24 protein-coding genes are annotated in these 26,991 nt (G+C 49.7%); 17 read left to right on the top strand and 7 right to left on the bottom strand.

Annotation, left to right across the window (positions count from 1 at the left end; all coding sequences use genetic code 11):
• Positions 1-144: 144 nt before the first annotated feature.
• Positions 145-1,929, bottom strand: coding sequence for a bifunctional metallophosphatase/5'-nucleotidase (locus ACSZLD_RS15855; RefSeq protein ID WP_444685760.1), 1,785 nt, complete (start codon positions 1,927-1,929; stop codon positions 145-147).
• Between the two features lie 558 nt (positions 1,930-2,487).
• Positions 2,488-4,272, bottom strand: coding sequence for a bifunctional metallophosphatase/5'-nucleotidase (locus ACSZLD_RS15850; RefSeq protein ID WP_444685759.1), 1,785 nt, complete (start codon positions 4,270-4,272; stop codon positions 2,488-2,490).
• Positions 4,273-4,524: 252 nt separating this feature from the next.
• Here ACSZLD_RS15850 and ACSZLD_RS15845 point away from each other — a divergent pair, with 252 nt between their 5' ends.
• The 7 genes from ACSZLD_RS15845 to ACSZLD_RS15815 all read left to right on the top strand — a co-directional run bounded on the left by ACSZLD_RS15845 (position 4,525) and on the right by ACSZLD_RS15815 (position 11,995).
• Positions 4,525-6,384 carry a sensor histidine kinase gene (locus tag ACSZLD_RS15845; RefSeq protein ID WP_444685758.1) on the top strand — a complete coding sequence of 620 codons (1,860 nt, stop codon included), beginning with the start codon at positions 4,525-4,527 and terminating at the stop codon, positions 6,382-6,384.
• The gene (locus ACSZLD_RS15840; RefSeq protein ID WP_377910525.1) at positions 6,344-6,985 is read left to right on the top strand and encodes a response regulator; all 642 of its coding nucleotides are present in this window, start codon (positions 6,344-6,346) and stop codon (positions 6,983-6,985) included. Before ACSZLD_RS15845 ends, ACSZLD_RS15840 begins: the two co-directional genes overlap by 41 nt.
• Positions 6,986-7,124: 139 nt before the next feature.
• On the top strand, positions 7,125-8,576 hold the full coding sequence (locus ACSZLD_RS15835; RefSeq protein ID WP_377910524.1) for a S8 family peptidase: 1,452 nt from the start codon (positions 7,125-7,127) through the stop codon (positions 8,574-8,576).
• 305 nt (positions 8,577-8,881) lie between these two features.
• Positions 8,882-10,375, top strand: a complete 1,494-nt coding sequence (locus ACSZLD_RS15830) for a sensor domain-containing diguanylate cyclase (protein ID WP_444685757.1) — start codon at positions 8,882-8,884, stop codon at positions 10,373-10,375.
• A gap of 258 nt (positions 10,376-10,633) precedes the next feature.
• On the top strand, positions 10,634-10,837 hold the full coding sequence (locus ACSZLD_RS15825) for a hypothetical protein (RefSeq protein WP_444685756.1): 204 nt from the start codon (positions 10,634-10,636) through the stop codon (positions 10,835-10,837).
• A 292-nt stretch (positions 10,838-11,129) separates the two neighbouring features.
• Positions 11,130-11,807: a hypothetical protein gene (locus ACSZLD_RS15820; protein ID WP_444685755.1), complete on the top strand. Its 678-nt coding sequence runs from the start codon at positions 11,130-11,132 to the stop codon at positions 11,805-11,807.
• Positions 11,808-11,827: 20 nt separating this feature from the next.
• A complete protein-coding gene (locus ACSZLD_RS15815; protein WP_444685754.1) occupies positions 11,828-11,995 on the top strand; it encodes a hypothetical protein in 168 nt (55 codons plus the stop codon).
• Positions 11,996-12,083: 88 nt separating this feature from the next.
• Here the strand turns inward: ACSZLD_RS15815 and ACSZLD_RS15810 are convergent, their stop codons facing one another.
• Entirely contained in the window at positions 12,084-12,464 is a 381-nt protein-coding gene (locus ACSZLD_RS15810; RefSeq protein ID WP_444685761.1) for a methyl-accepting chemotaxis protein, read from the bottom strand.
• A 640-nt stretch (positions 12,465-13,104) separates the two neighbouring features.
• Here ACSZLD_RS15810 and ACSZLD_RS15805 point away from each other — a divergent pair.
• From ACSZLD_RS15805 to ACSZLD_RS15790, 4 genes are all read left to right on the top strand, one after another.
• Positions 13,105-13,392 (top strand): metal-sensitive transcriptional regulator, encoded by a 288-nt coding sequence (locus tag ACSZLD_RS15805; protein WP_168004467.1) that lies wholly within the window; start codon positions 13,105-13,107, stop codon positions 13,390-13,392.
• Between the two features lie 21 nt (positions 13,393-13,413).
• Positions 13,414-13,623 (top strand): copper chaperone CopZ, encoded by a 210-nt coding sequence (gene copZ / locus ACSZLD_RS15800; RefSeq protein ID WP_377910519.1) that lies wholly within the window; start codon positions 13,414-13,416, stop codon positions 13,621-13,623.
• Positions 13,624-13,726: 103 nt separating this feature from the next.
• Positions 13,727-15,967: a heavy metal translocating P-type ATPase gene (locus ACSZLD_RS15795; protein ID WP_444685753.1), complete on the top strand. Its 2,241-nt coding sequence runs from the start codon at positions 13,727-13,729 to the stop codon at positions 15,965-15,967.
• Positions 15,968-16,360: 393 nt separating this feature from the next.
• Positions 16,361-17,455 carry an acyltransferase family protein gene (locus tag ACSZLD_RS15790; protein WP_444685752.1) on the top strand — a complete coding sequence of 365 codons (1,095 nt, stop codon included), beginning with the start codon at positions 16,361-16,363 and terminating at the stop codon, positions 17,453-17,455.
• A 514-nt stretch (positions 17,456-17,969) separates the two neighbouring features.
• On the opposite strand, the gene resA is transcribed toward ACSZLD_RS15790, so the two are convergent.
• On the bottom strand, positions 17,970-18,506 hold the full coding sequence (gene resA, locus ACSZLD_RS15785) for a thiol-disulfide oxidoreductase ResA (RefSeq protein ID WP_444685751.1): 537 nt from the start codon (positions 18,504-18,506) through the stop codon (positions 17,970-17,972).
• 77 nt (positions 18,507-18,583) lie between these two features.
• Positions 18,584-18,802 (bottom strand): hypothetical protein, encoded by a 219-nt coding sequence (locus tag ACSZLD_RS15780; RefSeq protein ID WP_444685750.1) that lies wholly within the window; start codon positions 18,800-18,802, stop codon positions 18,584-18,586.
• Positions 18,803-18,919: 117 nt separating this feature from the next.
• Between ACSZLD_RS15780 and ACSZLD_RS15775 the strand changes: the two genes are divergently transcribed.
• On the top strand, positions 18,920-19,135 hold the full coding sequence (locus tag ACSZLD_RS15775) for a hypothetical protein (protein WP_444685749.1): 216 nt from the start codon (positions 18,920-18,922) through the stop codon (positions 19,133-19,135).
• A 101-nt stretch (positions 19,136-19,236) separates the two neighbouring features.
• On the opposite strand, the gene ACSZLD_RS15770 is transcribed toward ACSZLD_RS15775, so the two are convergent.
• Positions 19,237-19,848: a TetR/AcrR family transcriptional regulator gene (locus ACSZLD_RS15770; protein WP_444685748.1), complete on the bottom strand. Its 612-nt coding sequence runs from the start codon at positions 19,846-19,848 to the stop codon at positions 19,237-19,239.
• 132 nt (positions 19,849-19,980) lie between these two features.
• Between ACSZLD_RS15770 and ACSZLD_RS15765 the strand changes: the two genes are divergently transcribed.
• From ACSZLD_RS15765 to ACSZLD_RS15755, 3 genes are all read left to right on the top strand, one after another.
• Positions 19,981-23,280: an efflux RND transporter permease subunit gene (locus tag ACSZLD_RS15765; protein WP_444685747.1), complete on the top strand. Its 3,300-nt coding sequence runs from the start codon at positions 19,981-19,983 to the stop codon at positions 23,278-23,280.
• A gap of 342 nt (positions 23,281-23,622) precedes the next feature.
• On the top strand, positions 23,623-23,868 hold the full coding sequence (locus ACSZLD_RS15760; protein WP_377910511.1) for a hypothetical protein: 246 nt from the start codon (positions 23,623-23,625) through the stop codon (positions 23,866-23,868).
• 111 nt (positions 23,869-23,979) lie between these two features.
• The gene (locus ACSZLD_RS15755) at positions 23,980-25,716 is read left to right on the top strand and encodes an EAL domain-containing protein (protein WP_444685746.1); all 1,737 of its coding nucleotides are present in this window, start codon (positions 23,980-23,982) and stop codon (positions 25,714-25,716) included.
• 24 nt (positions 25,717-25,740) lie between these two features.
• Here the strand turns inward: ACSZLD_RS15755 and ACSZLD_RS15750 are convergent, their stop codons facing one another.
• Positions 25,741-26,346: a potassium channel family protein gene (locus tag ACSZLD_RS15750; RefSeq protein ID WP_444685745.1), complete on the bottom strand. Its 606-nt coding sequence runs from the start codon at positions 26,344-26,346 to the stop codon at positions 25,741-25,743.
• A gap of 243 nt (positions 26,347-26,589) precedes the next feature.
• On the opposite strand from ACSZLD_RS15750, the gene ACSZLD_RS15745 reads away from it, so the two are divergent.
• Together ACSZLD_RS15745 and ACSZLD_RS15740 are read left to right on the top strand one after the other, a co-directional pair.
• On the top strand, positions 26,590-26,829 hold the full coding sequence (locus ACSZLD_RS15745) for a SpoIIAA family protein (protein ID WP_444685744.1): 240 nt from the start codon (positions 26,590-26,592) through the stop codon (positions 26,827-26,829).
• Positions 26,826-26,945 carry a SpoIIAA family protein gene (locus tag ACSZLD_RS15740; protein ID WP_444685743.1) on the top strand — a complete coding sequence of 40 codons (120 nt, stop codon included), beginning with the start codon at positions 26,826-26,828 and terminating at the stop codon, positions 26,943-26,945. The genes ACSZLD_RS15745 and ACSZLD_RS15740 overlap by 4 nt, the downstream gene beginning before the upstream one ends.
• The last annotated feature ends 46 nt before the right edge of the window (positions 26,946-26,991 follow it).

Below are 26,991 nucleotides of genomic sequence, written 5' to 3'. Positions count from 1 at the left end.
TGCAAACCACACGATCAACAAAAAACCGCCCGTTTCTCCAAGGTTGGGGAGAAACGGGCGGTTTTCATATGAGATTCTGCGATACGAAACGAAAAATCGCTAGATTTTCAGTGGCCCCGGAAAAACCGCCGGCTGCTCCTTCAATTAGTCTGCTTGTTCAATGGAAATGCGGCCTTCGCCGTCTTCGTAGTCAACTGCGCCTTCTGTTTCCATAAGGAAATCAAGGTGCTGGAACATCGCCATGGTCACATAGCCTGCTTCCGGCTGCACGATATCGGCGTTAGAGAAATCATAGCCGTCGCCGCCTTCAGCCATAAAGTTATTTGTAATCAGCGTGTACGTTTCATCTGACTGAACAGGCTCGCCGTCAACGAGGAGTTCAGCTTCAACCACTTCGTCTTCTTCATCCACGTAGAATGTGAACGTCAGACCAGACGTCTGCAGGTCGTTGCCCTCCTCGTAGGAGTCCTCAATTAGTCGCTGAAGCTCGTCACCGGAAATTTCAATTTCGCTGAGCTCGTTCTGGAACGGCTCGATCACGTAAATGTCGCCGGCGGTAATGTCGCCCGGTTCAATGCTGGCGCGGATGCCGCCGTTGTTCGTGATCGCTATGTCACCGTCGAGCGCTTCCTTCATTGCATCCGTCCAGAAGTTCCCGAGAGACGTGTCGCGTTCCCAGCGGCCATCGCGGCTGAGACCGGTGTTGGTAACACCGACAACTTCACTGAGGAGTTCTTCTGCCTCTTCATTATACATATCGATCAGATCCTGCACGGATTCGTTCGTTTCTGACAGATCGTTAACATCCTGCAGGTAAAAATCGTTGAAGCTCACGTCGCCGTTATCATACTCCAAATTGAAGTGGCCGACAAAGTTGGCATCAGAACCAGCCTGGACGACCGGCGTGCCGTTTACAACTGCTTCCTCAAACGTTCGCGTATGCGAATGGCCGCCAATGATCACATCAAAGAAATCAACGTTTTCTGCAAGGTGTCTGTCGGCGCTGTGTCCAATGTGGGTGAGTGCGATCAGCACGTCCGTTTCATCTTCCAGATAGGCATATTGCTCTGCCGTTTCCACGTAATCATGGAAAGCGATGCCTTCGATACCGGCAGGGCGGGTAGCAGGAGGGTTTTGCGTCAATGCGAAGACGCCAACCTCAACACCATCTACTTCGTAGATTTGATACGGCTTTGGCTGCTCAATCGGAATCGTTGTATCTACGACTTCCATGTTTGCGCTGAGCCAGTCAAACTCCGATTCATTTACACGATCAGCAAATGCCTGCTGGCCGTAGTCAAATTCGTGGTTTCCGATCGCCATCGCATCCAGATCCATTTCATTCAGAATATCAATGATCGGAGCGCCGTCCTGCAGATCAACGACAGCATTGCCACTGAAAATGTCGCCGGCATCTAAGTAAAGATGGTTATCTGCCGCTTCTCCCTGATCGTTAATAAACTGGGAAATCAGCCCAAGATTATCGATCTTGGAGTGGATGTCATTCGTATGGAAAATATCGATAGAGACCGGCTCTGCTGTGTAATCGAAGTCAAGCGTCACATCGTTTACAGAGAGTGTACCGGAAAGGCCATCCAAATCATCATCTGCGTGCTCCACGGTCACCTGAGAGCGGTCGCTTTGCACGACATCAAAGTCGGTCAGCTCCGGCTCAACCACTGTTCCGTCTTCTAGCACGACCTCCACATCAATCATGCGCTCGATATGAATACCTGCTGGATATGTTTTATCAAAGTCAACAGTAAAGCTGGTGCTGTCTTCAGCAGACACTCCTTCAACGGTGCGGTTCGGACCCTGGCCATTGCCATTGTTGGCCAAAGCGGTACCTGATCCGATGGTTCCTGCCAGCATCACGGCACTGATCGCAGCGATCGAAAGCTTTTTAGAACGCTTCATCCCTTTGCTCATTATGTATATTCCTCCCCAAAATGAATTCCAAGCTTTCAGAAAAAAAGCTCAATTTCAGCGTATATATACCGGAAATCGAAGTAAACGTTTTAGGTGGAGAAGAGTATAATAGGCGCGCAGGTTGTCACATTACCGGAAGAATTAGGTGAAAAGGCTGTATCCTTTACCTGAGGCCTATCGTCGACTGTTTTAGAAAGATAAGGCATAGCATACTAACACATCCAGTTATAAGAAAAAGTCGCCGTATATATGTGAGAGCTGAACAGAGGACAACGAAAGCAAATCAGTACGGCTCCTATCAGAAACTTTCTCATGGATACGGGGAGGAAAGTTTTCATTTGGACTGCTGAAGTTATTAAGTCGAGGCGCAAACGTTTCAACCTCGACGCTCAACTTATTAACCTCAGGCTGAAATTTATTACGGTTATCAACTTTCGTTCTTTATAACGAAAATCTTATTGAGCTGGTACCGAAAGTTTTCATTCTCGACCACCAACTTATCATTTCAAACCGCATTCAAAAAAACCGGCGGGGAGATCCCGCCGGCTGCTCATACAATTAGTCTGCTTGTTCAATGGAAATGCGGCCTTCGCCGTCTTCGTAGTCAACTGCGCCTTCTGTGTCCATGAGGAAATCCAGGTGCTGGAACATCGCCATCGTCACATAGCCTGCTTCCGGCTGGATGATGTCCGCGTTGGAGAAATCGTAGCCGCTGCCGCCTTCTGCCATAAAGTTATTTGTAGCAAGGGTGTATGTCTCATCCGGATCGATCGGTTCGCCGTCTACGTAAAGATCCGCATCGACGACTTCGTCCTCATCGTTCACATACAGCGTGTACGTGAGACCGGATGTCTGCAGGTCAATTCCGCCATCTGAGCGAAGCGAACCTTCGATCACATTCTGCATTTCTGCGCCGCTGATCTCGATTTCGCTCAGCTCGTTCGCAAACGGTTCGATCACATAAATATCGCCGGCAGTAATGTCGCCCGGTTCGATGCTTGCGCGGATGCCGCCGTTATTAGTCACCGCCATGTCTGCATCAAGTGCTTCCTTCATTGCATCCGTCCAGAAGTTTCCAAGAGAGGTGTCGCGCTCGTAGCGTGCCTCGCGGTAAAGTCCGGTATTCGTCTCGCCGACCACTTCGCTGAGAAGCTCTTCCGCATCCTCATTGTACATGTCGATCAGTTCCTGCACAGATTCATTCGTTTCTGACAATTCGTCAACGTCCTGCAGGTAAAAATCGTTGAAGCTGACATCCCCATTATCGTATTCCAAATTAAAGTGACCAACAAAGAGGGAATCGGCACCTGCCTGCACGACCGGCGTATCATTTACTACGACTTCCTCAAACGTCCGTGTATGCGAGTGTCCGCCGATTATCACATCGAAGAAATCAACTTCTTCAGCAAGGGCGATGTCCGCGCTATGCCCGATATGCGTGAGCGCAATCAGTACGTCGGTTTCCTCTTCCAGATAGGCATACTGTTCGGCTGTTTCTACGTAATCATGGAAATCAATACCTTCAATGCCGGAAGGACGGGTGGATGGTGGATTTTGCGTCAATGCGAAGACGCCGACTTCAACGCCGTCGACCTCGTAAATTTCATACGGCTTTGGCTGCTCAATCGGCACATCCGGATCGACGATTTCGGTGTTGGCGCTGAGCCAGTCAAATTCAGATTCCGCAACACGGTCCGCGAACGCCTGCTGGCCGTAATCAAATTCGTGGTTCCCGATCGCCATCGCATCCAGATTCATCTCGTTCAGGATATCAATAATCGGTGCGCCCTCCTGCAAATCAACGACGGCATTTCCGCTGAAAATATCGCCGGCATCTAGGTAAAGGTGGTTATCCGCGGCCTCTCCCTGCTCGTTAATAAAATGGGATATCAGTCCGAGGTTGTCAATCTTGGAGTGGATGTCATTCGTATGAAAAATATCAATTGTTACCGGCTCATCCGCATAGCTGAAATCAATCGTAACATCGTTTACCGAAAGTGTGCCAGATAGGCCGTCCAGATCGTCGTCAGCGTGCTCAACGATTACCTGTGACCGGTCGCTGCCAGAAACGTGGTAATCCGTTAATTCAGGCTCGACTACCGTGCCATCCTCCAGCTCTACTTCTACTTCAATCATCCGGTCAATGTTAATGCCGGCAGGATAGGTTTTGTCAAAATCAACAGTGAAGCTTGTGCTGTCTTCAGCAGAGATTCCTTCTACTGTACGGTTTGGACCCTGTGCATTGTCAGAAGCAGAAGCGCCTGTGCCGAATGCTGCAGCCAGCAGAGCCGTACTGATCACCGACAGGGAAAGCTTGGTGGAACGTTTCATCGTTGTTTGCATATACGTACCTCCTCGAATAATCAACATGACGGGTTCAGCGTAAATTACTAAGGGAGGCGAAGTAAATATGGGGAGGCGTTTTCCATTCATACGATGCAGTGATTTTTTCTTCAGCAGATAATCCTTTCCAATCCACGTGACGAAAAACCCGCACCTTTCTAAGTCGTATTATGTGATAATCTAAAATCAGTCTGAAACATAGCGGAAGCAGGATATGATTTTCCCGGGATTACGCAGAAAGGAGGGAGCCTGTTGATTCGTCCAGCTGTAAAAAGAGAAAAAGTTTCTGCCTTCTATTTAAGCACGGTAACGGCAGCAGGGCTGATCGTCTTTTTAAGCTATTTGCCAGCTGTAGACATGCCGTTTTCGCTGCCGATTTTACTTTTGTTTATGCTGTTTTTATTTATCACTGAATATTCGGCTATTCCTGTTTTTAAAAGTTCGACGACGCTTGGATTTCCGCTGGTCTTTGCCATGGATTTATTCTTTGGTATCGGCACCGCTTTACTCGTGTACGGTATCGTTGTATTTGCTGTTCACGCTAGTTATCAGCGGCCGCTTCGGGTTCAGCTGTTTAACCCGGCTCAGCTGATTATCAGCTATGCAGCCGCGAGGGCAGCGGCTGAACAGTTATTGCCGATGGAGGAGGTTTTTTCTTACGCGCTTGCAGAACAGCTGGTCTTTGGCCTTGTTCTGACGCTGGTATTCTACATCACCAATAATTTGCTCGTAGATGCGGCTTTATGGATTCGGCCGCAGCCCTTTAAAGCAAAGGAATGGAGCAGCAAAGCGTTAGTGGAAAGCGTCGGCTTTTTGCTTTCCTACAGCTACCTCTGCCTGTTCTTTATTCTCAGCGCTGAGACCGATACGACGATTAATTTTACAAGCTTCTTCTTCTTTTTCTTCCCGCTCGCCGCTATTTCATTAATTGGGGGCAGCAATACCCGCCTCCGCAAGGAAAAAAGCCGGCTTCAGAGCTTGATTCGGTTAAAAGAGCATTATTACAGCAGACTATCGGACGAAGACTGGATGGAAGGGTCGGAGAGTATGATCCGGGAACTATTTGATTTTGACAGTCTGCAAATCTGGGTGACAGAAGCTCAGGAATGGAAAAGAAAGCTCTCGGCCGGCTTGGAATTGGCGCTGACAGAGAAGGAGGCTGAGCAGCTTTCTATTTTAATCGGCGAAGAGCGCCAAGCAGTGGAACGCACAGATAAAAGCAGTCTGAAAGAGGCGTCCTATGTGTCGAACGTCTATCGGACCGCTGTTTTTCTTCCCATCATGAATAACTCCCGCCGCCAAGGGCTGATTGTCGTCTCCTTTATTCGAAACAGGCGCGTTCCGGCTGCCGAGCTGCAGATGATGGATGCTTTGAAGGATCAAATTGAAACAGCTGTCCGGGACCGCATGTACCGGGAGGAAGCGGACAGACGCGTGCTGCTGGAGGAAAGAAATCGTATTGCCCGGGAAATACATGATGGCATTGCGCAGTCTGTTGCAGGTGCCGTGTTAAAGCTTGAAGCGGCCAACAAACATTTTGGTCAGGCACCGCAAACGGGTCATAAGCTGGTAGAGGAAGTGCTCCCCGAGCTGCGGGAGAGTCTGAAAGAAATCAGGGAATCGATCTTTTCGCTTCGGCCTGATCCATTAGAAAGCCGGGAAACAGCTGATGTCGTGCGGGAAGAAGTGAAAAAAGCAAACGAGAGATTTCCTGAGCTGGATATGCAGTTTGAAGGGGAGACCTGTACTTTTTCTCTGACACCGCATGAAAAAAAGGCAGTCTATCACATCCTGCGCGAAGCACTGCAAAATGCAGGCAAACACAGTCGCGCACGTACGGTGCACATTCGACTCCGGGAACGGCGTGCAGGCCTGGAGCTGACGATCAAGGATGATGGGAGCGGATTTTCACTGAGTGAAGCACTTGTAAAAAGCGGAAGCGGGCGTCACTTTGGGATCAGCCAAATGCATGAAGAGGCCGAGAGAGCAGGCGGCCGTCTGGAGCTGATATCGGAAAAGGAAGAGGGCACGACAATACAGCTGCTGATGCCGGCAGAGGAGGAAGATGTAGATGAAGGTAATGATTGTGGAGGATCATCGGGTCCTGCGTGACGGGTTGCGGACGATTTTTTCTCTGGAGCAGGATATTGATCTGATCGCAGAGGCGGATTCAGCGGAAGAAGCGTTTCGTCAGCTGGAAAAAGGAAAACAGCCGGATATTGTGCTGATGGATATCAACCTGCCGGGCATGGACGGGATTGAAGCCGTGAAAAAAATGAAAAAGCAGCAGCCGTCTATCAAAATTCTCATGCTGACAATGTATAAACACGATGAATATTTTATCTCGGCTATTCAGGAAGGGGCGGACGGCTACCTGCTTAAAGACACGCCATCGGACCAGGTGGTCCACGCCCTGCGGTCGGCGATGAAAGGGGAGGCAGTCGTCCACCCGTCATTAACGAAAAAACTGTTTGATTTGCATCAGAATCCCCCGGCTGAGAAAGCAGAGGGTGCTTTAACTGCAAGGGAACAAGAGGTGCTGGAGCTGCTGGTTGAAGGAAAGACGAATAAAGAAATTGCGGAAGCACTGGTAATCAGCGATAAGACGGTGAAAATACACGTCAGCAATATGTTTAAAAAAATGGGTGTAAAAAGCCGCTCCCAGGCGATAATTAAGGCGATTCAGGAGAAGCTTGTTCACATAGAAGACTAGCTCCTTTGCAGGGATGCTGCTAGACCATTGGTAGTAGTATCCGGCAAAAAGATATATCCTTTGCTGAATAGATGAAATAGTTTGACAAGTTCATACTTAAGTCATTCATTACCATTTCAGCAAAGGAGAGGGATACTTTATGAAACAACGATCCGTGCGTCAAACAGCAGCAGCATTTGTTCTTTCGTTTCTGCTCGTCCTGCCGGCCGGCATGCAGGGAAAGGCGCTGACAAGCAGCCTTCCTGTTCTGGATACAGTCATTGAGGACGGCCTTCTTACATATGTAGAAGAGGCCGGTACTGCCGAAGTCGTCATTACATTTGATGAGGAAGGGCCTTTAGCAGACAGCAGCCTGTCATTACTGGAGGATCTCGGCCTGTCAAACGTGGTGACGATGGAAGCTCTGCCGATGGCGGGAGCGATTGTCACGAAAAGCCAGGTGGAAGCTTTGAGCGAAGCCGATGATGTATTATCAGTATATTTGAATGAAGAGCTGGACTACTTCAATGAGGAATCAACAGACCTGACAAGAGTGGATGAAGTACGAACGGATGATGATTTCCGCCAGAAGAACGGCGGACTGCCTGTCACCGGAAGCGGCATTGGAGTCGTCGTCAATGACAGTGGTGTTGATGGCACGCACGAGGATCACAAATTCGGAAACAACCTCGTACAAAATGTGTTAGCTAATACAAATCTGAACAGCATTGAAAGCAGTCTTTTCCCGATTGTGTATCAGGAGGATGTGGTGAATACCGATACTAATTCCGGTCATGGCACGCACGTAGCTGGAACAGTCGGTGGGACCGGGGCTAAATCTTCGGGTAAATACGAAGGGGTTGCACCCGGTGCTGACCTGATTGGTTACGGATCCGGCGCTGTGCTGCTCATACTCGACGGTATTGGCGGATTTGACTATGCGATTGCCAATCAGGAACGCTACAATATCCGTGTGATCAATAATTCATGGGGCGGCTCCGGCGACTTTGATCCGTACCACCCGATCAACATTGCTTCGAAAAAAGCATATGACCGCGGCATTGTGACCGTCTTTTCTGCCGGTAACAGTGGTCCGGAAGAAAACACCCATAACCCATACGCAAAAGCACCGTGGGTCATTTCCGTCGCTGCGGGAAATAAGGACGGCACCCTTGCTGATTTCTCTTCACGTGGTACAGAAGGGAAGGGAGGCTCCTTTGAGATAAACGGAGAGGAATGGGAGTGGAAGGATGAGCCAACGATCACTGGACCAGGAGTTGATATTATTTCAACCCGTGTCATCGCTCCGCTTTCAGCTCTCGCACTGGAAGATGATGCCGAGTACATCGATCCGGCCTATCTGCCTTACTATACAACACTAAGCGGCACGTCCATGTCAGCTCCACACGTTGCCGGTATTGCTGCTCTGATGCTGGAAGCAGATCCGACACTTTCTCCGCAGGAGGTAAAGGATATTCTTCAGGATACAGCTTCTCCAATGGAAGGACTTGCTTCATGGGAGGCTGGAGCTGGCTACGTAGATGCATATGAAGCTGTAAGCGCCGTATTTGAAGAAGAAGTTAGTAACCAGGGACGAGGAAATCAGCGGTAAATGAATGAGAGCATCAGACAGGCACAGCCGGTCTGATGCTTTTTCATGCTAGAGACCTTTATATAAAACAAATGCATTTAACGTAATGAAAACTTCGAAAAGATAGAAAAGCCTGCGTCTTTCATGTAAGCTCCATCATACGTATGAATCAAACATTTATCACTTATCTTATTCAACTGTAAAGCAGCATGCATCTTTAAACTTAAATTCATAAAAAATTGCATAAATATTAATCTTTAGGCCTAACTCTTTTGTCTTAAGCTGTCGATATAATCAATAAAAAAGATAGAAATGAGGGGCAGACGATGAAAATTCGTACGTGGGCATTTCTCGTCGTCAGCGGACTTTTGGCAGGGGCTGTCATGATTATGCAGGTGATTATTGCACCGATGCTTTTAACAGAAGCAAACGAGGCCGATCGCAATGCGGTGGAAGAAAACGTGCTTCGAACGGCAAATTTTCTCGAGAAGGAAAAGGACGATCTGCTCCGGCAGACGATCGACTGGGCTGAATGGGACGATTCGCATCAGTTTATAACCGGTGACTTTGAAGGCTACGTCGAGCTTAACCTCGATGATGAGATGCTTTACAACATTCGGGTGCAGCAAATTGTGTTTCTGGACCAGGACGGGAAGCTTTTTTATGAAAAAGGGATTGATCAGGAGGGTGATCGACTTAGTCAGCCTGAGACGTTTTTCCAACTGATGGAAGATCATGTGGAGGAAGGAGAGACGTCTTTCTTTGAAGAATCGAATCACGGTCTGATGATGATGACGAGTCATCCGATTACGCGTAATGATGGATCCGACCCACAGGGGACGCTGCTGATGGGCAGGCTCGTGGACGAGCCGTATACGGCCATGCTGGCAGATACGCTTTCTGTTGATTTGGCGCTGCTTTCGGATGAACGTGTGGCTTATCTCGAGGAGGAAAATAAAATAAGCGGCACCTATACCATCACAGAGGGAGCGGTGCTGAGCGTTGCGGGCGACCGGTTTTACTACGATTCCCAATCAGCTAACCTTGTTCATCTTCAGGTTGCGGCCGGAGCTGCGCTGCTTATAATTGCGGGGCTCTTTTTCGCCGCTTTTCGCTACTTTATCGGCACCCCGATAACAAAGCTTGCCGAACAGGTAAAGCAAATTGACCCAGCTGTGGGGGGAGAGGTAATAGCGTACGGCAGAAACGCTGAAACCATCCAACTGGAGCGTGAGATCAATACGATGCTCGCAAATATCCGGGAGGCTAATCAGGAAATTTCCAGAATGGCCTATCACGATCAGCTGACCGGGCTCGGGAACCGATTTTACCTGACTAACCAGTTTGATTTATTTTTGGCAAAACATAATGGACGAGCAGCACTGCTGTTTTTGGACTTAGACGGCTTCAAAAAAGTAAATGACACGTGGGGACATGATACAGGAGACAAACTGCTGCAGCAAGCTGCCTGCCGGCTTGAGGAGCATTTTGCAGCCTCCCGGTTTATCACCGCTCGTGTCGGCGGAGATGAATTTGCGGTGCTGATGGCGTATGACCGCGAGGAGGATATCCGCCAAGCAGGAACGGCGGTCATCAAGCTGATCGAACGCGCGTACAGCTTTGGCACATACCGTGCGAGCGTTTCTGCTAGTGTCGGTATCAGCACGTATCCGGACGATGCCGCATCACTGTCCGAACTGTTAAAAACAGCGGATGCTGCTATGTATGAGGTGAAGCAGTCGGGTAAAGGTCGGGTGATGCTCTATCGGGAGCTGATAGCGCAGAATGAGGAGAAGAAGCCGGTCGACAGAAATGCCTGAATGCAACACGCAGATAAATAAAAAGGTAAGTGTAAACGGAGTGTAGCTGTCAATAAGCAACTGGGACGATCGGGAGGACCGCCTCTTTCGATCGTTTTTTCTGGAAAAACGCCGGTACCGCAGTTCAATCGACGAACAACAGGACTTTTAACTGCTGAATTTGCCGAAGTTTTGACGAATGAGCTATTTTCAACTGCGTCTGAAAAGAGGATACTTACATTATTAATATTATTACATAATAATGGAAGAGAGGGCGCTATGTTTAAAGAGTATCTTCATGATCGGAATAAAGAGCTGAAATGGAACTGGCGGGCAGATGAGCTGATTGACAGAAAGGAAGAGATCGACCTCTATTTTAAAGGGAAATTTTATAGTCGATGCAGCAGTTATGAAGAAGCGTTTCAATTGCTCGGCAAGCAGAACGCGTTTATCGACGTCTGGACGAATCAAAGCCGTTTTTAGTGAGTCGATCGATGATTAAAAACGATGGTTTATTTATTCCATAATAAGGAAAACGACCGTGAGCAATCAATGTGCTGGTGCATTTAAAAGGACTCTTTTTAAATATATTGAAAATGAGTGGTACAAAGGTTTTGCGGAGAGAACGGGTCCTTTGTATAATCAACATACACGTTAAACGCGTTGTACAACCCGGACATCACTTGAATCGTACGCAGCACGATCAACAGGAAGGTCCGGACTGCCTCCGCGGCAGTCCTGTTTTTGCGGTTGTTTCACGGTCAGGAGGTAAGGTATGAAAGAGGGGTATGTCATACATGAGCAGCACGAACACGGGGTTCTGTCTGAAATGCCGGGCTGGAGCATGCAGCAGGGCAACTTTCAGCAATATGCTGCAGAACGTCGTCCATATGACGCGGTTTTCCTGTTTATGGATCAAGCCGACAGCGCGATCAAAATCCTTGCTGAGGACACGGGACATTGCATTCTCGATAATCCGCTTCTCCTGATTGTTCCGAAAGAAGCAATCGTTTCCTTTTTACCGGCGCTTCAGTTTCCGATCGCGGGAATATTCAACCGGGATTACTTCTTCACCAATACGGAGAGTATTCTACAGGACCTAAACACGTATCCGGCCGGACTTTGTCCGGATGGGCATGACGGACTGGTTACAAACATGTATGCGCTGCAGGCACCCGGGACGCCGATTGAATACTTTGTATTGGAGGAGTCCAATCTTCCGGAAAAAATGAATCCGCAGGCCAGGAAGCTGCTGCTGCTTCTTCTGAACGGAGCTGACAGCCGCACGCTGAGGTTTAAGTATGGGTATACGCAGGCTTCTCTGCAGCATGCAAGACAGAAACTGATGGAGGAAACGGCCTCTGACAGCGTCACGAAAGCCGTCGTTACCGCCATTCGAAACGGATGGACGACTCCGGTGCGCGCTCCTGCCCCAGAAAGGGTGCTGCTTTGACACTGCAGGAGATCAGGCTGTTGCATGAGAGCGGTTCATATCGTCTGTCTGCTTCCATTCAATCCTCAGATGCCGGCAAAAAAATGGATTACATTGCCTTGACACCGATGCGGGAAGACCTGCCGCCGCACTTGTACATCACAGAAAATAGGACGGTCTATCAATTTGTGCAGCGTCTGCTGAGCTGACAAAATACGATGAATATAAAAACCGAGCGATCGCGGATTTCCTCAATGGGACTCCGCGATCGCTCGGTTTTTTTTAGGGAGGGCCGCCTTATGCCTCCAGCAGGTAATGCAGCGATTTCGTCATGGAGTCGTTGATCGACGTCAGCTCGCGGTTGATATCTGCAAATCGTTCAATGACGCGGTTGTTCTCTTCCACGGAGCGATCTACCTGATTAAATGAGGTGCTCAGGCTTTCCGAGGCAGTCCGGATTTCAGACATGTGCGAGTCAATCAAGCCCGATGCTTTCGACGTTTCCTCAGCCAGTTTTCTTACTTCTTCTGCAACGACGCTGAAGCCTCGGCCGGCTTCGCCCGCTCTCGCTGCTTCAATAGAGGCATTGAGACCGAGAATATTCGTCTGGGAAGAGACCTTGTTTATCATATTCAGCACAGCGTCAACGCTGTTAATACTTTTTTCTACCTGTTCCATGCGGATTTCAAGACCTTCGCTTGAGCTTCTGAGTCCTTCAGCTGCCTGTTCGAGCCGTTTTGTATAGTCGGTTACCGACTCGAGAACAGTTTCTGTCTTTTTAATGTTTTCCTCTATTTGAATCAAGTGCTCTATGTTATACCCGATCCCGAGAGCACCGATCACCTCGCCGCGTCCGTTGTGAACCGGCCAGGTGCGCCCAAGAAAATGCACGCCGTACGCTTCAAACGGGGGACGTCCGGATTGAGGCGTCCCACGCAGTGCCCCCTGCATCACTTCGTCATCAGACGGAACCGGATCCCCTGCCTGAATCGGAACATCAATTGTCTTTCCGGGAAAGTGGGCGAGAAACCGTTCCTTTGTAACAATATCCATCATAAAATCATCTTTTGAGATTTGCTGGAATATCGGCGCCGCTACGACCAGCGCCTGTAAAATCTCTTCATCGGTCATTTGAGCGAGCTGATCCTTCTGCAACACATCCATCATGGCCATCACGTCCTTCGTCAAATCTGTCCTCTTCTCTAATCGGCAGAAAGACCTATTTCGTGAAGAAGAACAATATTTTTTGCTATAAAGGTTGAAATACTATACAGGGGTATTGTATAGTGGAATCAAATACAAAAAGGGAGGGATCGGTATGGCCGCTCCGGAGAAGAAAGTCGTGCAGCCGAACAAGCAGCAGCTGTTGAACCGTCTCAAGCGGATAGAAGGCCAGGTCCGCGGAATTCATAAGATGGTGGACGAAGACCGTTACTGCGTGGATGTGCTCAATCAAGTGTCTGCCGTGAACTCCGCGCTTCATAAAGTGTCGATGGCGCTTCTCGCGGATCATACGCACCACTGTGTGGCGAGAGCCGTGCAGAATGATAACGGAGAAGAAGCGATCGACGAAGTGCTTGATGTAATGGAACGACTGCTCAAATAAATAATGAAGGAGGAAGAAAGTATGCTGAATAAAACGATAAACGTAAAAGGAATGACTTGCGGGCACTGTGTATCATCTGTTGAGGGAAGCGTCGGAAGTCTGGAAGGTGTCGATAAGGTAAAGGTAGACCTTGATCAGGCAACGGTTGATGTTGTATTTAACCCGGATCAGGTAACGGAAGACCAGATTAAAGAAACGATTGATGATCAGGGATTCGACGTTGTTTCTTAAAAGGAGGCCGGGCTGACATGGGAAAACCGTGCAGCCCTGCTTTTTACCTGCTTTAATACTCCTTGGGGGTATAAGTATCTGGTGAAAGGAAGGTGAAGTGCTCATGAAAAAAGTGAACATGTCCGTCTCCGGGATGTCCTGTGCTTCCTGTGTGAACCGGGTGGAAAAATCGCTGAAAAAAGTGGAAGGCGTGGAAGAGGCTAACGTGAACCTGGCATCGCACAGTGCGCAGGTTCGCACGAGTGATGCCGTCACGACTGAACAGCTGATTCAGGCAGTGGAAAAGATCGGCTTTGGTGCGGATGTGGATGAGGATGGATCGGTAAAGGATCGCTCAGATAAACAGGAATCGGAAGCCTCCTCATTGAAAAAAAGTGTGCTTTGGAGCAGTATTCTCACTGCGGTCGTCCTAGTCGGAAGTATTCCGCACATGATGCCCCACTGGGGTACATGGGTCCCGGCGTTTCTGGCCAGCCCTTACGTTTTGCTCATCTTAACGACGTTCGTGCAGCTCGGGCCTGGACGCCGGTTTTATACGAAAAGCTATCAAGTACTGAAAAACGGTTCGGCGGACATGAACGTGCTCGTTGCGATGGGTACGACCTCTGCCTGGCTTTACAGCGGGGCGCTAACGCTTTTCCCGGCTTATCTGACAGGTCTTGGCTTCCCGAATGAGCTTTATTATGATGTGACAACCGTTATTACCACGCTCATTCTCGTGGGACGTTATCTGGAAGCGAAGGCTAAAGGGCAGACATCCACAGCGATTAAAAAGCTGATGAACCTGCAGGCAAAAACAGCTCGTGTTGTCAGAAACGGCGAGCAGGTAGAGATCCCGCTTGAAGACGTACAGATCGGCGATGAGCTGATCGTGCGGCCGGGTGAGAGAATTCCGGTGGACGGTATCGTTCTGAAAGGCGCTTCGACCGTAGATGAGTCGATGCTTACCGGTGAATCCATCCCTGTAGAAAAGCAGCTCGATGACCCGGTTATCGGTGCGACGATCAATAAATCCGGCAGCTTCACGATGCAGGCCTCCAAAGTCGGGAAGGATACGGTTCTGTCTCAAATTATCCGCATGGTCAATGAAGCTCAGGGGTCCAAAGCACCGATTCAGCGAATTGTTGACGTAATTGCGGCCTACTTTGTGCCAGCTGTAGTTCTCATTGCGCTCATCAGTGCTGCAGTCTGGTTCTTTATCGGACCAGAACCAGCGACGATCATGGCGCTGACCACCTTCATTGCTGTGCTGATCATAGCCTGTCCGTGTGCGCTTGGCCTCGCCACGCCGACCGCGATCATGGTCGGTACGGAAAAAGGAGCAGAAAACGGCATTTTAATCAAAGACGCGACGAGTCTTGAGCGGGTTAAGCACGTTGATACGATTATTTTCGATAAAACTGGCACGATTACGGAAGGCAAACCGGTGGTCACCGATTTGCTGCCGCAAGGTGCTTTCACAGAAGAAATGTTGCTTCGCGCAGCAGCCTCTGTGGAAAACAGCTCGGAGCATCCACTCGGCGAAGCGATTGTCGCTGCAGCCAGAGAGCGCGGCTATAAGCTGGAAGAGCCGGAGCGCTTTCAGTCCATTACGGGCCACGGCATCGAAGCCATTCTGAACGGTCAGACGATTCTGATCGGCAATGACAAGCTGATGCGGGAGCGCGGCGTCGATACGTCTGCACTTCAGGGTGACGCGAAGAAGCTGGCCGAGAATGGTAAAACACCGATGTTTACGGCAATCGACGGCGAAGCTGCAGGGCTCGTAGCTGTAGCAGATACGCTGAAGCAGGATGTGAAAAAATCCGTGCAGGCACTGCAGGACCTTGGCATGAAAGTACTGATGCTGACAGGGGACCATGAAGGAACCGCGGCTGCGATTGCCAGAGAAGCCGGCATCGATGACTACATCGCGGAAGTACTTCCGGAGCACAAGGCAGATGCCGTGAAAAAGCTGCAGGCAGAAGGTCGGGTCGTCGCAATGGTCGGGGACGGCATTAACGATGCACCGGCACTTGCACAGGCAGATGTCGGCATGGCGATCGGAACCGGCACAGATGTTGCTATGGAAACGGCGAACATCACGCTGATGAAGGGTGACGTCGCAAAAGTAGTGACGGCAGTGAGGCTCTCTCGTTCGACGATGCGCATGATCTGGCAGAACCTCGGCTGGGCATTCGGCTATAACGTCGTGCTCATCCCGGTAGCAGCTGGTGTGCTGTTCCCGGTGTTCGGCATCCTGTTGAATCCGATGCTCGCCGGTCTTGCAATGGCACTCAGCTCCGTATCTGTTGTGCTGAACACCTTGAGACTGCGAAAATTCAAATCAATTCCGGCTGCTTAGCTGGACCGGGCACCAGAGGATAAACTCTGGTGCCCATTACGTTTAGCTGATGATGCTTCTGATCAGGAGGATGTGTTGAAGCTGCGTCTTACCAATCGGCTGCCCCATGTAGATTAGAGATGCATACAGTAAGGGGTATACAGCTGAACGCTTTGCGGACTCGTACCAAGCAGGGAAATGATTCTCATTAAAATGGCACCGCAGCTTCTTTACATCCAGGCCGATGGTGAGGGCGAAAGGTTGATTCGCTGAACAATTTCAGTGGTGCTGAAAAGTGACATGATCGTGTAATCTCTTTAGAGATTTATCTGTATGTTTTCTACTTCTGCTTCACACTTTCTTCATACACATATGATTGAATGGGGGAAGTGGATGGACAGGGGATGATACATAATGAGGCAAAGCCCTGTATTATATGAGGCATACTGGCTGCGTACGATCGCCTGTCTGGCGGTAATGATGACGCATACCGTCGACGTGACACTGCTTCATTATGAAAATCAGATTGGCTGGCTGGAAGAAAATCTGCTAATTTTAATGCGGTTTATGGCGTACTTTGGGACACCGGCATTTGTGTTTTTATCCGAATTTCTAATTGCAAGAGCTTACCGGGAGCAGGTACCGGCCTCTTTTCTCCGGAAAAGAGTACGGTACCTGCTTATTCCGTTTGCTGTGATGGGAGTGGTTTTTGCCGTTGCACTTGCACCGTCATGGTCGGCCGTGCCGGATCGAGCGGCGCTTCACATTTTGGCAGGAGGCTATACTGGATATTTTGTGCTGATCATTTTTCAATTTTATTTGCTTCATCTGCTGGCAGCCCGCTGGCTCAACTGCAGGAAACCATGGCCCGTTCTCGGCTGCAGTCTGGTGATCAGCGCCCTTTATCTGCTGTTTTTTAATTTGACCGAGCCGCCGGCAGGAGCGGTCGCGGAATACATCTGGCAGCGCGGATACTGGCTTCCGTTCATCGGATGGCTTTTTTATTTCACGCTTGGCTTTTATGCAGGCATCTATTATGATCAGCTGAAGCAGCGGCTTGATGAACATCGTTGGCTGATCCGAATCCTGCCTGTTTTTTCCATCCTGCTGTTGATTGTGCTCGTTCGGACAGATACAATCCTTGTCGTTTCCTCTAAGCGTATCGACATGCTGCTGTATACAACCGCAATGATTTTTTTAATTTTCTATCTGGCAAGATTTACAGAAAAGGCACCGCCTCCAGTGCTCTGGATTAGCCGCTATTCCTTTAATATCTACCTTCTTCATAATCTGTTTCTGCTGCATGCCCCACCAATTCCGGGACTGCCGCCGCTAGTATATGCAGCAACTGCGCTTACGGCTGCCCTGCTGCTTTCGATCACTGCAGCGGCTATTCTTGCAAAGCTGCCCGGCAGTGATTACATCATCGGCAAGCAGCTTCCTGTGCCACATGATAAGGCTGCTAAAAAGGAGCGGCTGCGTCCGCAGGGCAGAACGGTCTCCCGATAATAGATAAGCCGCCGGAAAAGCGGAGTAAGCTTTTCCGGCGGCTTTTAATAGTGGCAGTGAATTCGTCGTTGAAAGCAGTCACGAGGTTGATAAGATCAGGTTCAAGCATGAAACGTTCATGCAGGAGAATGAAAACTTGGTGCTTCTGTTTGATAACGCCAGCTGTCACTTAACTAACTTTACCCAACTTCATAAAGAAGCTTCCGGCCGCCGGAAGCCATCCGGTCTGAAGTTCCAGAAAAGTTGAGCGTTTCAGCAGAGAAGTTAATCATTTGCTTGATCTGGGTGAACGTTTATTCGTTATAGCAGTCTTAAGTTGATGCTCGTAAACAGTTGCGAGGCGAGGTTAACGCTTATGCGGTCAGAGTTGAACATCTTGCTGCCGAAGTTCATGCTTTCAGCGGAAAAGTTAAACACTTTCATTCGAAGAGGTGCGGAGACCAGTCGGATTTCTGTTACACAAAAAAGGTACTGAAGCCGCCAAAGCTGGCTTGTTCAGTACCTTTCAGTGCGATTAGGAAGCGGATTGATCCGGCACGAGACTTTCCAGGGACTCTACCACCTGTTGTTCCGTTTTGCCGCCGACATGATGCTCCTGCACCTCACCGGTTTCGTCAATCAGAAAAACAGATGGAAGAACGCCGACTCCATATGCGCTGCTCACAAGCATATTGCGGTCGATATAAAGCTCGTAATCAAGCTGAAAACGTTGCTCGTGGCGCTCGACCTGAAGCTCCGTTTCATCTACATTTACGTTCAGCACCTGTAAGCCGCGCTCTTCATACTCCTCAAAATGTTCATTTAAATAGTCCATCTTATCGCGGCAGTATGTGCAGTAAGTAGCCCAGAAATTGAGGTAAACTCCTTCGCCTTCAAAGTCCTCCAGGTACATTTCTTCGCCGTCCATGTTTTCGAGCACAAAATCAGGTGCTTCATCTCCTTCGGCGACGAGACCCTGATCCTCTGAAAAATGATTATAAAAGGTATAGCCAATCGCAAGCATCATGACAAGCAGAATGCTGGAGCGGATAAGAAGCCGTTTCTTTTTCATGCTGGTTCCTCCTCGAACAAAACATCGTTCGTGCAAGCGTACCAGCTGAAAAGCAAGCATTCAACAGGCAGAAAGCATCAGTGCCTGATCACTTCGACCACGGCCAGCGCAGCTGTGGAAAGCAGAAAAATTGCACCAAGCAGCACGAAAGTAAGCAGGCGTTCTTCCAACAGGAATGCATAAGCATCCGGAGCGGCGAACGTTGCCTGAGGGAAAAAGAGAAACAGAGTGAATACCAGCATAAGAAGAAGCGAGCCGTACTTCATCCAGATCAGGTGCTGAAGGTGCGATGTCATAAGCGTCAGTCCTTTTTCTTTTTACTATAGCTTGAAATGGGGAAAAGTGCCACATGAATGTCGGAGGAATGTTTTCGAAAACGGGTATAGTTCCATATATGAAAGGAGGAGGCGAATATGGGATTCGTATCTAAGCTGATGGACGGGGCAAAGAATTATTCTGTTGCGGATTTTGCCGTATTAAAGACAGGACTGCTCGCGCTCGGTGTCATCACAGGCATATCCTTTCCCCGCAGGCTGCAGGCGTTTTTTTCGCTGTTCATGGCTGTCTATCTGGTAAGCCTCGTCTATATTATCGTACGCACCCTTTCACTGGCGGAGAAAGATGAGTAACAGGCTGCCGCAGTCCAGGTGAGAGGGCGGCCAGTCAGCTGCGATATTTCCCGCGTCTGCTTCAGGCTGTCTCTGTCAATCTGCTGAGACAGCCTCCCCTCTCACGAATCCTGCTTTTTCGACTTGTCGTACAGCTCAGCGGATGTTCGGAGAGAGCCGTTTCTCGTCAGGCTGTAGGTCAGCTGATGAAACTGCTCCAGCGTCAGGTCTTTGCCGCGGCTGAACCACAAGGTGAGCATGCCGAGACGGGAGGCCATTTCCGCTTCGACGATGTATTCCATTTTCAGGCGATCCTGCACGGACAGCTCTGCCAGTTCGGAGGCAGAATAATACAGCAAGTAATGACGCATTCTGTCTTTGAGCCTGTGAGCGAAAGTCGGATCGCCATTCGGGCCGAGCAGCACTCTTAATTTGTCACCGTGCGTTTCATAAAAAGAGGTGAAATGCTCCATGCTCGTATAAAAATCAATTCCTTCATGATGAAGTTTCATCATTTGTTCAAATTCTGCTTCATCGGGTATAATCGCTTCTTCAATGGTGCGCAGAGCATCGTATACATCGGTGAAGTATACATAAAACGTTCCGCGGTTAAAGCCGGCTGCATCAGTAATTTCACGGACCGTGATCCGGTCAATCTTCTTATCGCAGTAGATCTGCCAGAAGTGATCGAGAAGTGTCTGCTTCGTTTCTTCTGGTTTTGGTCGGCGTGGCATAGGTCCAGCTCCTTTTCGTTACCCGACAGATCCCATCTGATTGTTGATTGATAGGGAAATCGGCGTATGATAGCGTAATCGTACAACACGTTGTTGGGTAACGCAACCAGATGAAGGAGCGGATTCAATACAATGAGAATATGGGATTTTTCTATCAGACGACCGAAATTTACGGTCGTCATTATGATTGTGCTGCTGCTTTTGGGCACCGTCTCGCTGACGAGGCTTCCTGTGCAGCTGCTGCCGGACGTCGAGGCACCTGCTGCTGCAGTCGTCACGAGCTACCAGGGCGCAGGACCGAATGAAGTGCTGGATGATGTAACCGAACCGCTGGAAAACGAGCTTTCCAACATTTCGGGATTGAATCAGCTTTCCTCCCAAACGCAGGAAGGCAGCTCGATCATCATCATGGAGTTTACGTTCGATACATCAATTGAAGATGTCGAAAATGAGATCATTACGACGATTAACCAGACAGACCTGCCCGATGACGCCGGACAGCCGAACTTCCTGCAGTTTGATCCATCGATGTTCCCGAGCATGCAGCTTGCGATTTCATCGCAGGGGGATGAGGTATCGGCGTTTCAGGACGACGTTGCCGACCTGCAGCGGGAGCTGTCCCGGGTCAATGGTGTCGCCTCCGTTGACGAATCCGGTACGATTGATGAGCTTTATGAAGTAGAGCTGGATCTGGACGTACTGGAAGATAACGGCCTTACGCAAAACGATATTGTCGACGTGATCCAGGGCAGCAGCATGTCGATGCCCGGGGGAACGATTGTCGACGAAGAGGAAGAAGAACAAATGACGACACGGCTCCTCAGCGATATTTCCACGCTGGAGGAACTGGAGGATCTGGTCATCACGGAAGATCCGGAAACCGGCGATGAGCTGACGCTTGCCGATGCAGGTGAGGTGTCGTTAACAGAAGAAGACCAGGATGTCATTACTCGTTTGGATCAGGAAAATTCTATTCAGCTCGATGTGATGTTTGAGTCAGAAGCAGACACCTCCGGAACCGCACAAGACGTGCGTGACGAGCTTGACAGCCAGCTTGAAGAAGACGAGTATGAGGATTTGACCGCAGGCTTTCTGTACGATGAAGGAGAATTCATCGATCAGGCGATCAGCAGCGTGATGATGTCGCTGATTGGCGGGGGAATCCTCGCAATGGTGCTGCTGTTTGCCTTTTTGCGCAACTTGAAAACACCGTTTATTATCGGGATTGCCATTCCGTTTTCGGTGATTACGACGTTCGCGCTGTTTTTCTTTACGAATATCAGTCTGAACATCATGACGATCGGAGGATTGGCTCTCGGGATCGGGATGCTTGTCGATAACGCCGTCGTCGTCATTGAAAATATTTACCGGCACCTGTCGATGGGCAAGGCATCCCGGCAGGCAGCGGCTGACGGAACGAAGGAAGTAGCCGGTGCGATTACCGCCTCTACGCTGACAACCGCCTCGGTATTTTTGCCGATTGTGTTTGTTACGGGACTTGTTGGCGATCTTTTCGCACCGCTTGCGATCACTGTTGCGTTCAGTCTGCTTGCTTCGCTGTTTGTTGCGGTCACGGTTGTACCAATGATTGCAAGCCGCATCCTCTCACCGCCGGATGAAGATTTGGAAGCGAAGCGGAAAGAAAAGCCTTATATGAAGAGGCTTGGGTCGGCTGTGAGGTGGACGCTCCGCCACCGTCTGACTGTGATCGGGATCACGCTTGCGTCACTGGTTATCGGCGCTGTCGGACTAGCAGGAACAGGTGTGGATCTGCTGCCGGACTCTGATGAAGGAACGTTCCTGATCGAAGTGGAGCATGATGAAGGAACGCTTCTAAGCCGTACGGAAGAAACGGTAGAGCGAATTGAAGATGAGTTGGACGAGTATGCAGAAGTGGAGATGTATTTGAGTACAATCGGGTCGAGCTCGATGGAAGGTGGAATGACAAGCTCCTCTCACACAGCGGAGATCATTGTTACCATGGTGGAGGCCGCCGATCGGAACGTCTCTTCCTTTGAATTCATTGAAGAAATCGAATCAGATATCGAAGGGGTGGATGATGTACCGGAGATTGACGTACTCGCCTTTGCCCAAGCTGGTTTTGGCGGTGAGCCGAACACGTACAGCTTCAGTCTTCAGGATGAAGACGAGGCGCGGCTGACAGAAGCAGCGGATGAGATTATGGAGCTGTTAGAGGATGAAGCAGATATCCGTCAGGTTTCTTCCTCTGAAGAAGAAACCTCTCCGGAGCTTCAGGTCACCATTGACCGGGATGCTGCGAGAGAAGAGGGACTCATTCCTGCTCAGGTCGGCCAGGCGGTGTTGGATGCGACAGGCGGAATTACAGCCGGAACGCTGGAGTTGGATGATGAGAGCCCGCTGCCGCTGAGCGTGCGCTACCCCGCAGACGTACTGAGCAGCACCGACAGTTTCGGCTCTATTTTGATACCGGATCAGCAGGGAGGCTTTATTGAGCTTTCCGACGTGACGGAATTCGAAGATGGGGAAGGGCCGGCCATGATTAACCGGGCCGATCAGGAACGCACCATTGATATCGACGTCGGGTATGTATCCGATATTTCCTTGCAGGAAGCAGGCGTGCTCGTTATGGATGCAGTCGATGAAGCTGATTTAGACGACAATACGTCCTTTATTGTCGGAGGCGATCAGGAGCTCTTGGATGATATCTTTCTCGATGTAGCTCTGGCATTCGTTCTAGGTATCACCTTTATCTACTTGGTGATGGTTGCACAGTTCGAGTCGTTTAAATATCCATTCATCGTCATGTTCACGGTGCCGCTGTTCGTCATCGGGGTGATGCTGTCTCTAACAGTAACGCAAAACCCGCTGAGCGTGATGGTGTTTATCGGAATCATCGTACTGGCCGGTATCGTCGTCAATAACGCGATCGTGCTCGTGGACTATATCAACCAGCAGAAGGAAAAAGGCATGCCTGCAGCGGATGCGATCGTAGCTGGGGTGCAGGACCGAGCCCGTCCGATTCTGATTACAGCACTCACAACCATTTTTGGTGTTGTGCCGCTCGCCATCGGTCTTGGTGAAGGTGCAGAACTGATACAGCCAATGGGTATTGTCATTATCGGCGGATTGATCAGCAGCACGCTGCTGACACTGTTTGTCATACCGGTCATCTACAGCTTTTTTGACCGGTCAACAAGAAACATGAACAAGAAATACATGACTCCGGATGGACAGGTGGTGTACGGCCGTGATCTGGAATCGATGCAGACGACCGGAAATGAACCGTTCCGCATCGAAGCACGGCTGCTGCCTGACGAAGTAGAGCCGGACAGTTACGCATCAAAGCCGGACAGCCGGACGGAGGCAGACGAAGATGATGAACTTGTCGAAGAAATGGAAGATCTGCTTGAGCGCTTGAAAGAGAACCGGCGCCGCAGAGAAGAGGAGTAACGCTGGAGCACCGGGTAATGAGCCCGGTGCTTTCGTTTGTAAAGAAAGAATGGCAGGTGTCATAACCGTGGTTTGGCTTTTACCATTCGCGACCGCTGAGCGGACACGGATTATTTGTTTCGGGGAAAAAACGTTCATATTGAAAAAGGTTTTTACAACTTTATTTTAATGTTTGTATAATGTTAATTTTGGGTAGATAGGCTATAAGCTATTCAACGTAACCATGGAATGGGACACCTGCTTTGACATGTAAACACGAGACGTCCCTGGAGCACTCGGAAGCGCACCGGCCGCTTCCGGTTGTTTATGAGCTGCCGGAATCGGCTACAGGGAGCAACGCTTATGAGAAGAGAAGCCGAGTATAAGAAACGCAAAATACTGGAGGCGGAAAAAGAAGTGGTGGTACTGGAAATACAGCAGCTGGAGAAGGAGCTGTCGATTATTCAGTGCCGCAAAAGCCGCTACACAAGTCGTCACATGCTGAAGAAATACGACGATAAGCTGTTCACGATTCGTACGAAAATACGTCGTCTGGAAAGCCGTCTGATGAAAATCGAAGCTGCTATCGCACATACAGAACCGTCGTAAACTAAAACGACGGTTTTTAAATTTTCTGGAAATATAAAGAATAGACCCATGCAAGAAGGGGCATAAACCTCTATGATTAAGGTACTAATGAATCATAGAGGGGGTAGTCAAATGTATATTTCTCCTGAAGAACTCGATGCGTTGGAGGATTTTCGGCCAGCGGTGCAGCGTGCGCTCTATTTAGCAGAACGTATAAATGGAACATGTATGCGCTATGTGTCCCATCATTATAATGATGCCTATACGATTATCGATGGAGTCAAAACAGACGGTACCCCTTTTCCACGGCACCTGTCGTTTGACTTTAACGATACATACTGTGCCTTAACGGACCGCTCTTCTGCAGAGGTGCTTCACATTCAAGACGCCCTCAGCTATGATAAAACGGCCGGGCTGGAAGTGACGAAGCAGCTTCAGATTCGTTCGTACCTCGGTGCGCCGATCCTGCTGAACGGCAGTGTTTTTTTTGGAACGATCGGGTTGGCAGCTCCGGAGCCAAATGCCTTTTCAGATCAAGATGCGAAAACACTGAAGGTGATAGCAGCGTTTCTTGCTGCTGCAATCGAGCTGGAGTATGAGCACTGCAGGAACGTGAAAGCAGGCACTTATAAACGGGCAGCGCTGTCTCTGCTTCCGGCGGAGATTCCCGGTCTGGTCTGCTACAGCATTCGGTTGGATTTGTATCCGGACTGGAACGGCATGCTGGAGGAAACCGATCAGGCACACGTGGAGCACGTACTGACCACCCGTTTGAAACAGTATACGCAGCGAGAGCTGACGCTGTTTCAGCTGGAGCCGCTCAACTACCTGCTGCTCCTTTACGATGATGAGAAGCCGCTCGACAAGCTTTATGCGGCGCGCCAGCTGCACGATCATTTAACTGAACCGGTAAAATCCGGCGATCGTTTCATCAAGCCAGCAGTGGCAGTAGGGGTATCGGAATATGGGGAGGAGACCAATACCGAGTCGCTGATTCAGAAAGCCTACATTGGCTCTGTGCGCTCCAAAGCGACACACCGGGCAAAGACGGTTTTTACGCCGCCGGCAGCTAAAGCAGCCTCTGAAACGAAATCGATTATCGCAAGAGATCTGCCGCACGCTCTTGAACAAGAAGCATTCTCTTTCGTATATCAGCCGCAGTTTCATACGGTAACAGGCGCATTTTCCGGCGTAGAGGTGCTGCTGCGCTGGGAGCATCCGGACATTGGCTTCGTGAATCCGGAATGGGTGTTTGAAGTAGCCGAGCGTACAGGGATGCTTCTGGAAATGGACCGCTGGATTATGCAGAAAGCCGTCGAGGAGCTGAGTCCGCTTTATCGGATCCAGCCGTTTCAAGTATCGATTAATTTATCTTCTTTTCACGCCGATCCGCACGAACTCGCAGCCGTCATTCGCCAAACGGCTGAAAAAGGTCTTATCTCAGCCGAACACTTGACGTTTGAACTGACCGAGAACCCGGAGCCGGAATCAACCGAGCAGCTTCATTTGTTTCTGGAGTCGCTGAAAGAGACAGGAGTGCGAATCGCACTGGATGACTTCGGCAAAGGATACTCTTCAATGAGCTACATTCAGCGGCTGCCGATCCATACGTTGAAGCTGGACCGGACGTTCATTCAGGATTTAGACACGGACAGCGCCCATCGCTGGCTCGTCAAAGCGATGGTGACGATGGGGCGGCGTTTCCAGCTGTCAGTGATTGCAGAAGGAGTCGAGACGGAGGAGCAGCTGGCGTTTTTAAAAGAGTGCGGCTGTCCGTTCGTACAGGGTTATTACTTTGCACGCCCAATGCCGCTTGAATCTCTTAAGGAAAAACTGAAGCTGAATACCTACCGACGTGCAGGCTCTTAACAAAAGGATGAGCTTAAATACGTCTTACAGCTTCTTTTTTTCAGCCGTCTGCTCGTCTTTAAGCGAGCTGAGCATATAAATCAGACGGTCATACTCGTAAGCGGAGAGCGTCTCATACTGCTGCAGCTGACTCTGGATAAACTGGACCGTGTCGTTATCGACAGGGTCCTCTTTTTTGTCGAGAAAATAGGTCGCAATGGAGCTCGTGACCATTCCGATCAGACCGATTCCGAACACCATCAGAAGCACGGCAATACCCCGTCCCGTGGTCGTCACCGGCGCAATATCACCGTAGCCGACGGTTGTAGCCGTGACGACTGACCACCATACGCCGTCCATAAAGGTTTCGACACCCGGTTCAAGGTAGGTGACCGGGATGGCAGAGAGAAAGATTAAGATGCCGACTGCAGCGAGTGTTTTCATCAGACCATTCGTCCGTAAAATGGTATAAATCGGCGTCCGTTTCAGCAGCAGAGCGACCCGGATCAGACGGAAAAGCCGGATCAGACGGGCGAATTGAAAGATCGAATCAAGCGGGATGGCAGCAATAAAATCAAACGGATTCCGCTTGATAAATGCAGCTTTGTTATCTGAACGGAAAAGACGTATAAGGACATCTGTAAGCAGCACGATCCAGACGAGATGATCGAGAGAAACGAGATTCGATTCATAAAAAAACAGTAGAAGCTGACCAGAGAATCAGCAGGACGAGCATCACTTCATAGGCAATTTGCAGCTTCTGCTTCATACATGAATACCCCCTAAGCATCTGACAAAAAGTATACAGGAGAGAAGGCAGGATGACACGGGCAGAAAGGCGGTGAGGTTTATATGGAGCACGGCGGTGATACAGACTAGAAAGGAGGGATTCGCATGATTCATATGCGTCCGCAAACGGAAGGTAATTACGTGGAGTATGAGGCGGAGGGCAAGCTGACGGAGGAGGAACATGAGCGCGTTTTTACAGAGTTAAAGGAGCGAATTCACAAATATGGAACCATTAGACTGCTTGTCGTGCTCCCGGAGTTTCCATCGATTGAAGCATCGGCTGTAAACGACCGGCTGCGCTTTGCTAAAGAACACCTCAGCTCATCGACAAGTACGCGCTTGTGACGGATTCCAACACAGCCGCCGCAGCGGTGACACTCTACGACAAGCTCGCACAAACCGATTTTCAGACCTTCTCACCAGACGAGCTGGAGCAGGCGAGGACGTGGGTGAAGGAGTAAGGGAAGATGTATCAATGAATTAGGAAAGCTTTCGGCATGACGCCGG

Origin of the sequence: Alkalicoccus luteus (assembly GCF_052061695.1) — a bacterium.
Taxonomy (GTDB): Bacteria; Bacillota; Bacilli; order Bacillales; family Salisediminibacteriaceae; genus Alkalicoccus; species Alkalicoccus luteus.
Note: the sequence above shows the minus strand (reverse complement) of the source record. Positions and strands in the feature narration are given on the sequence as shown.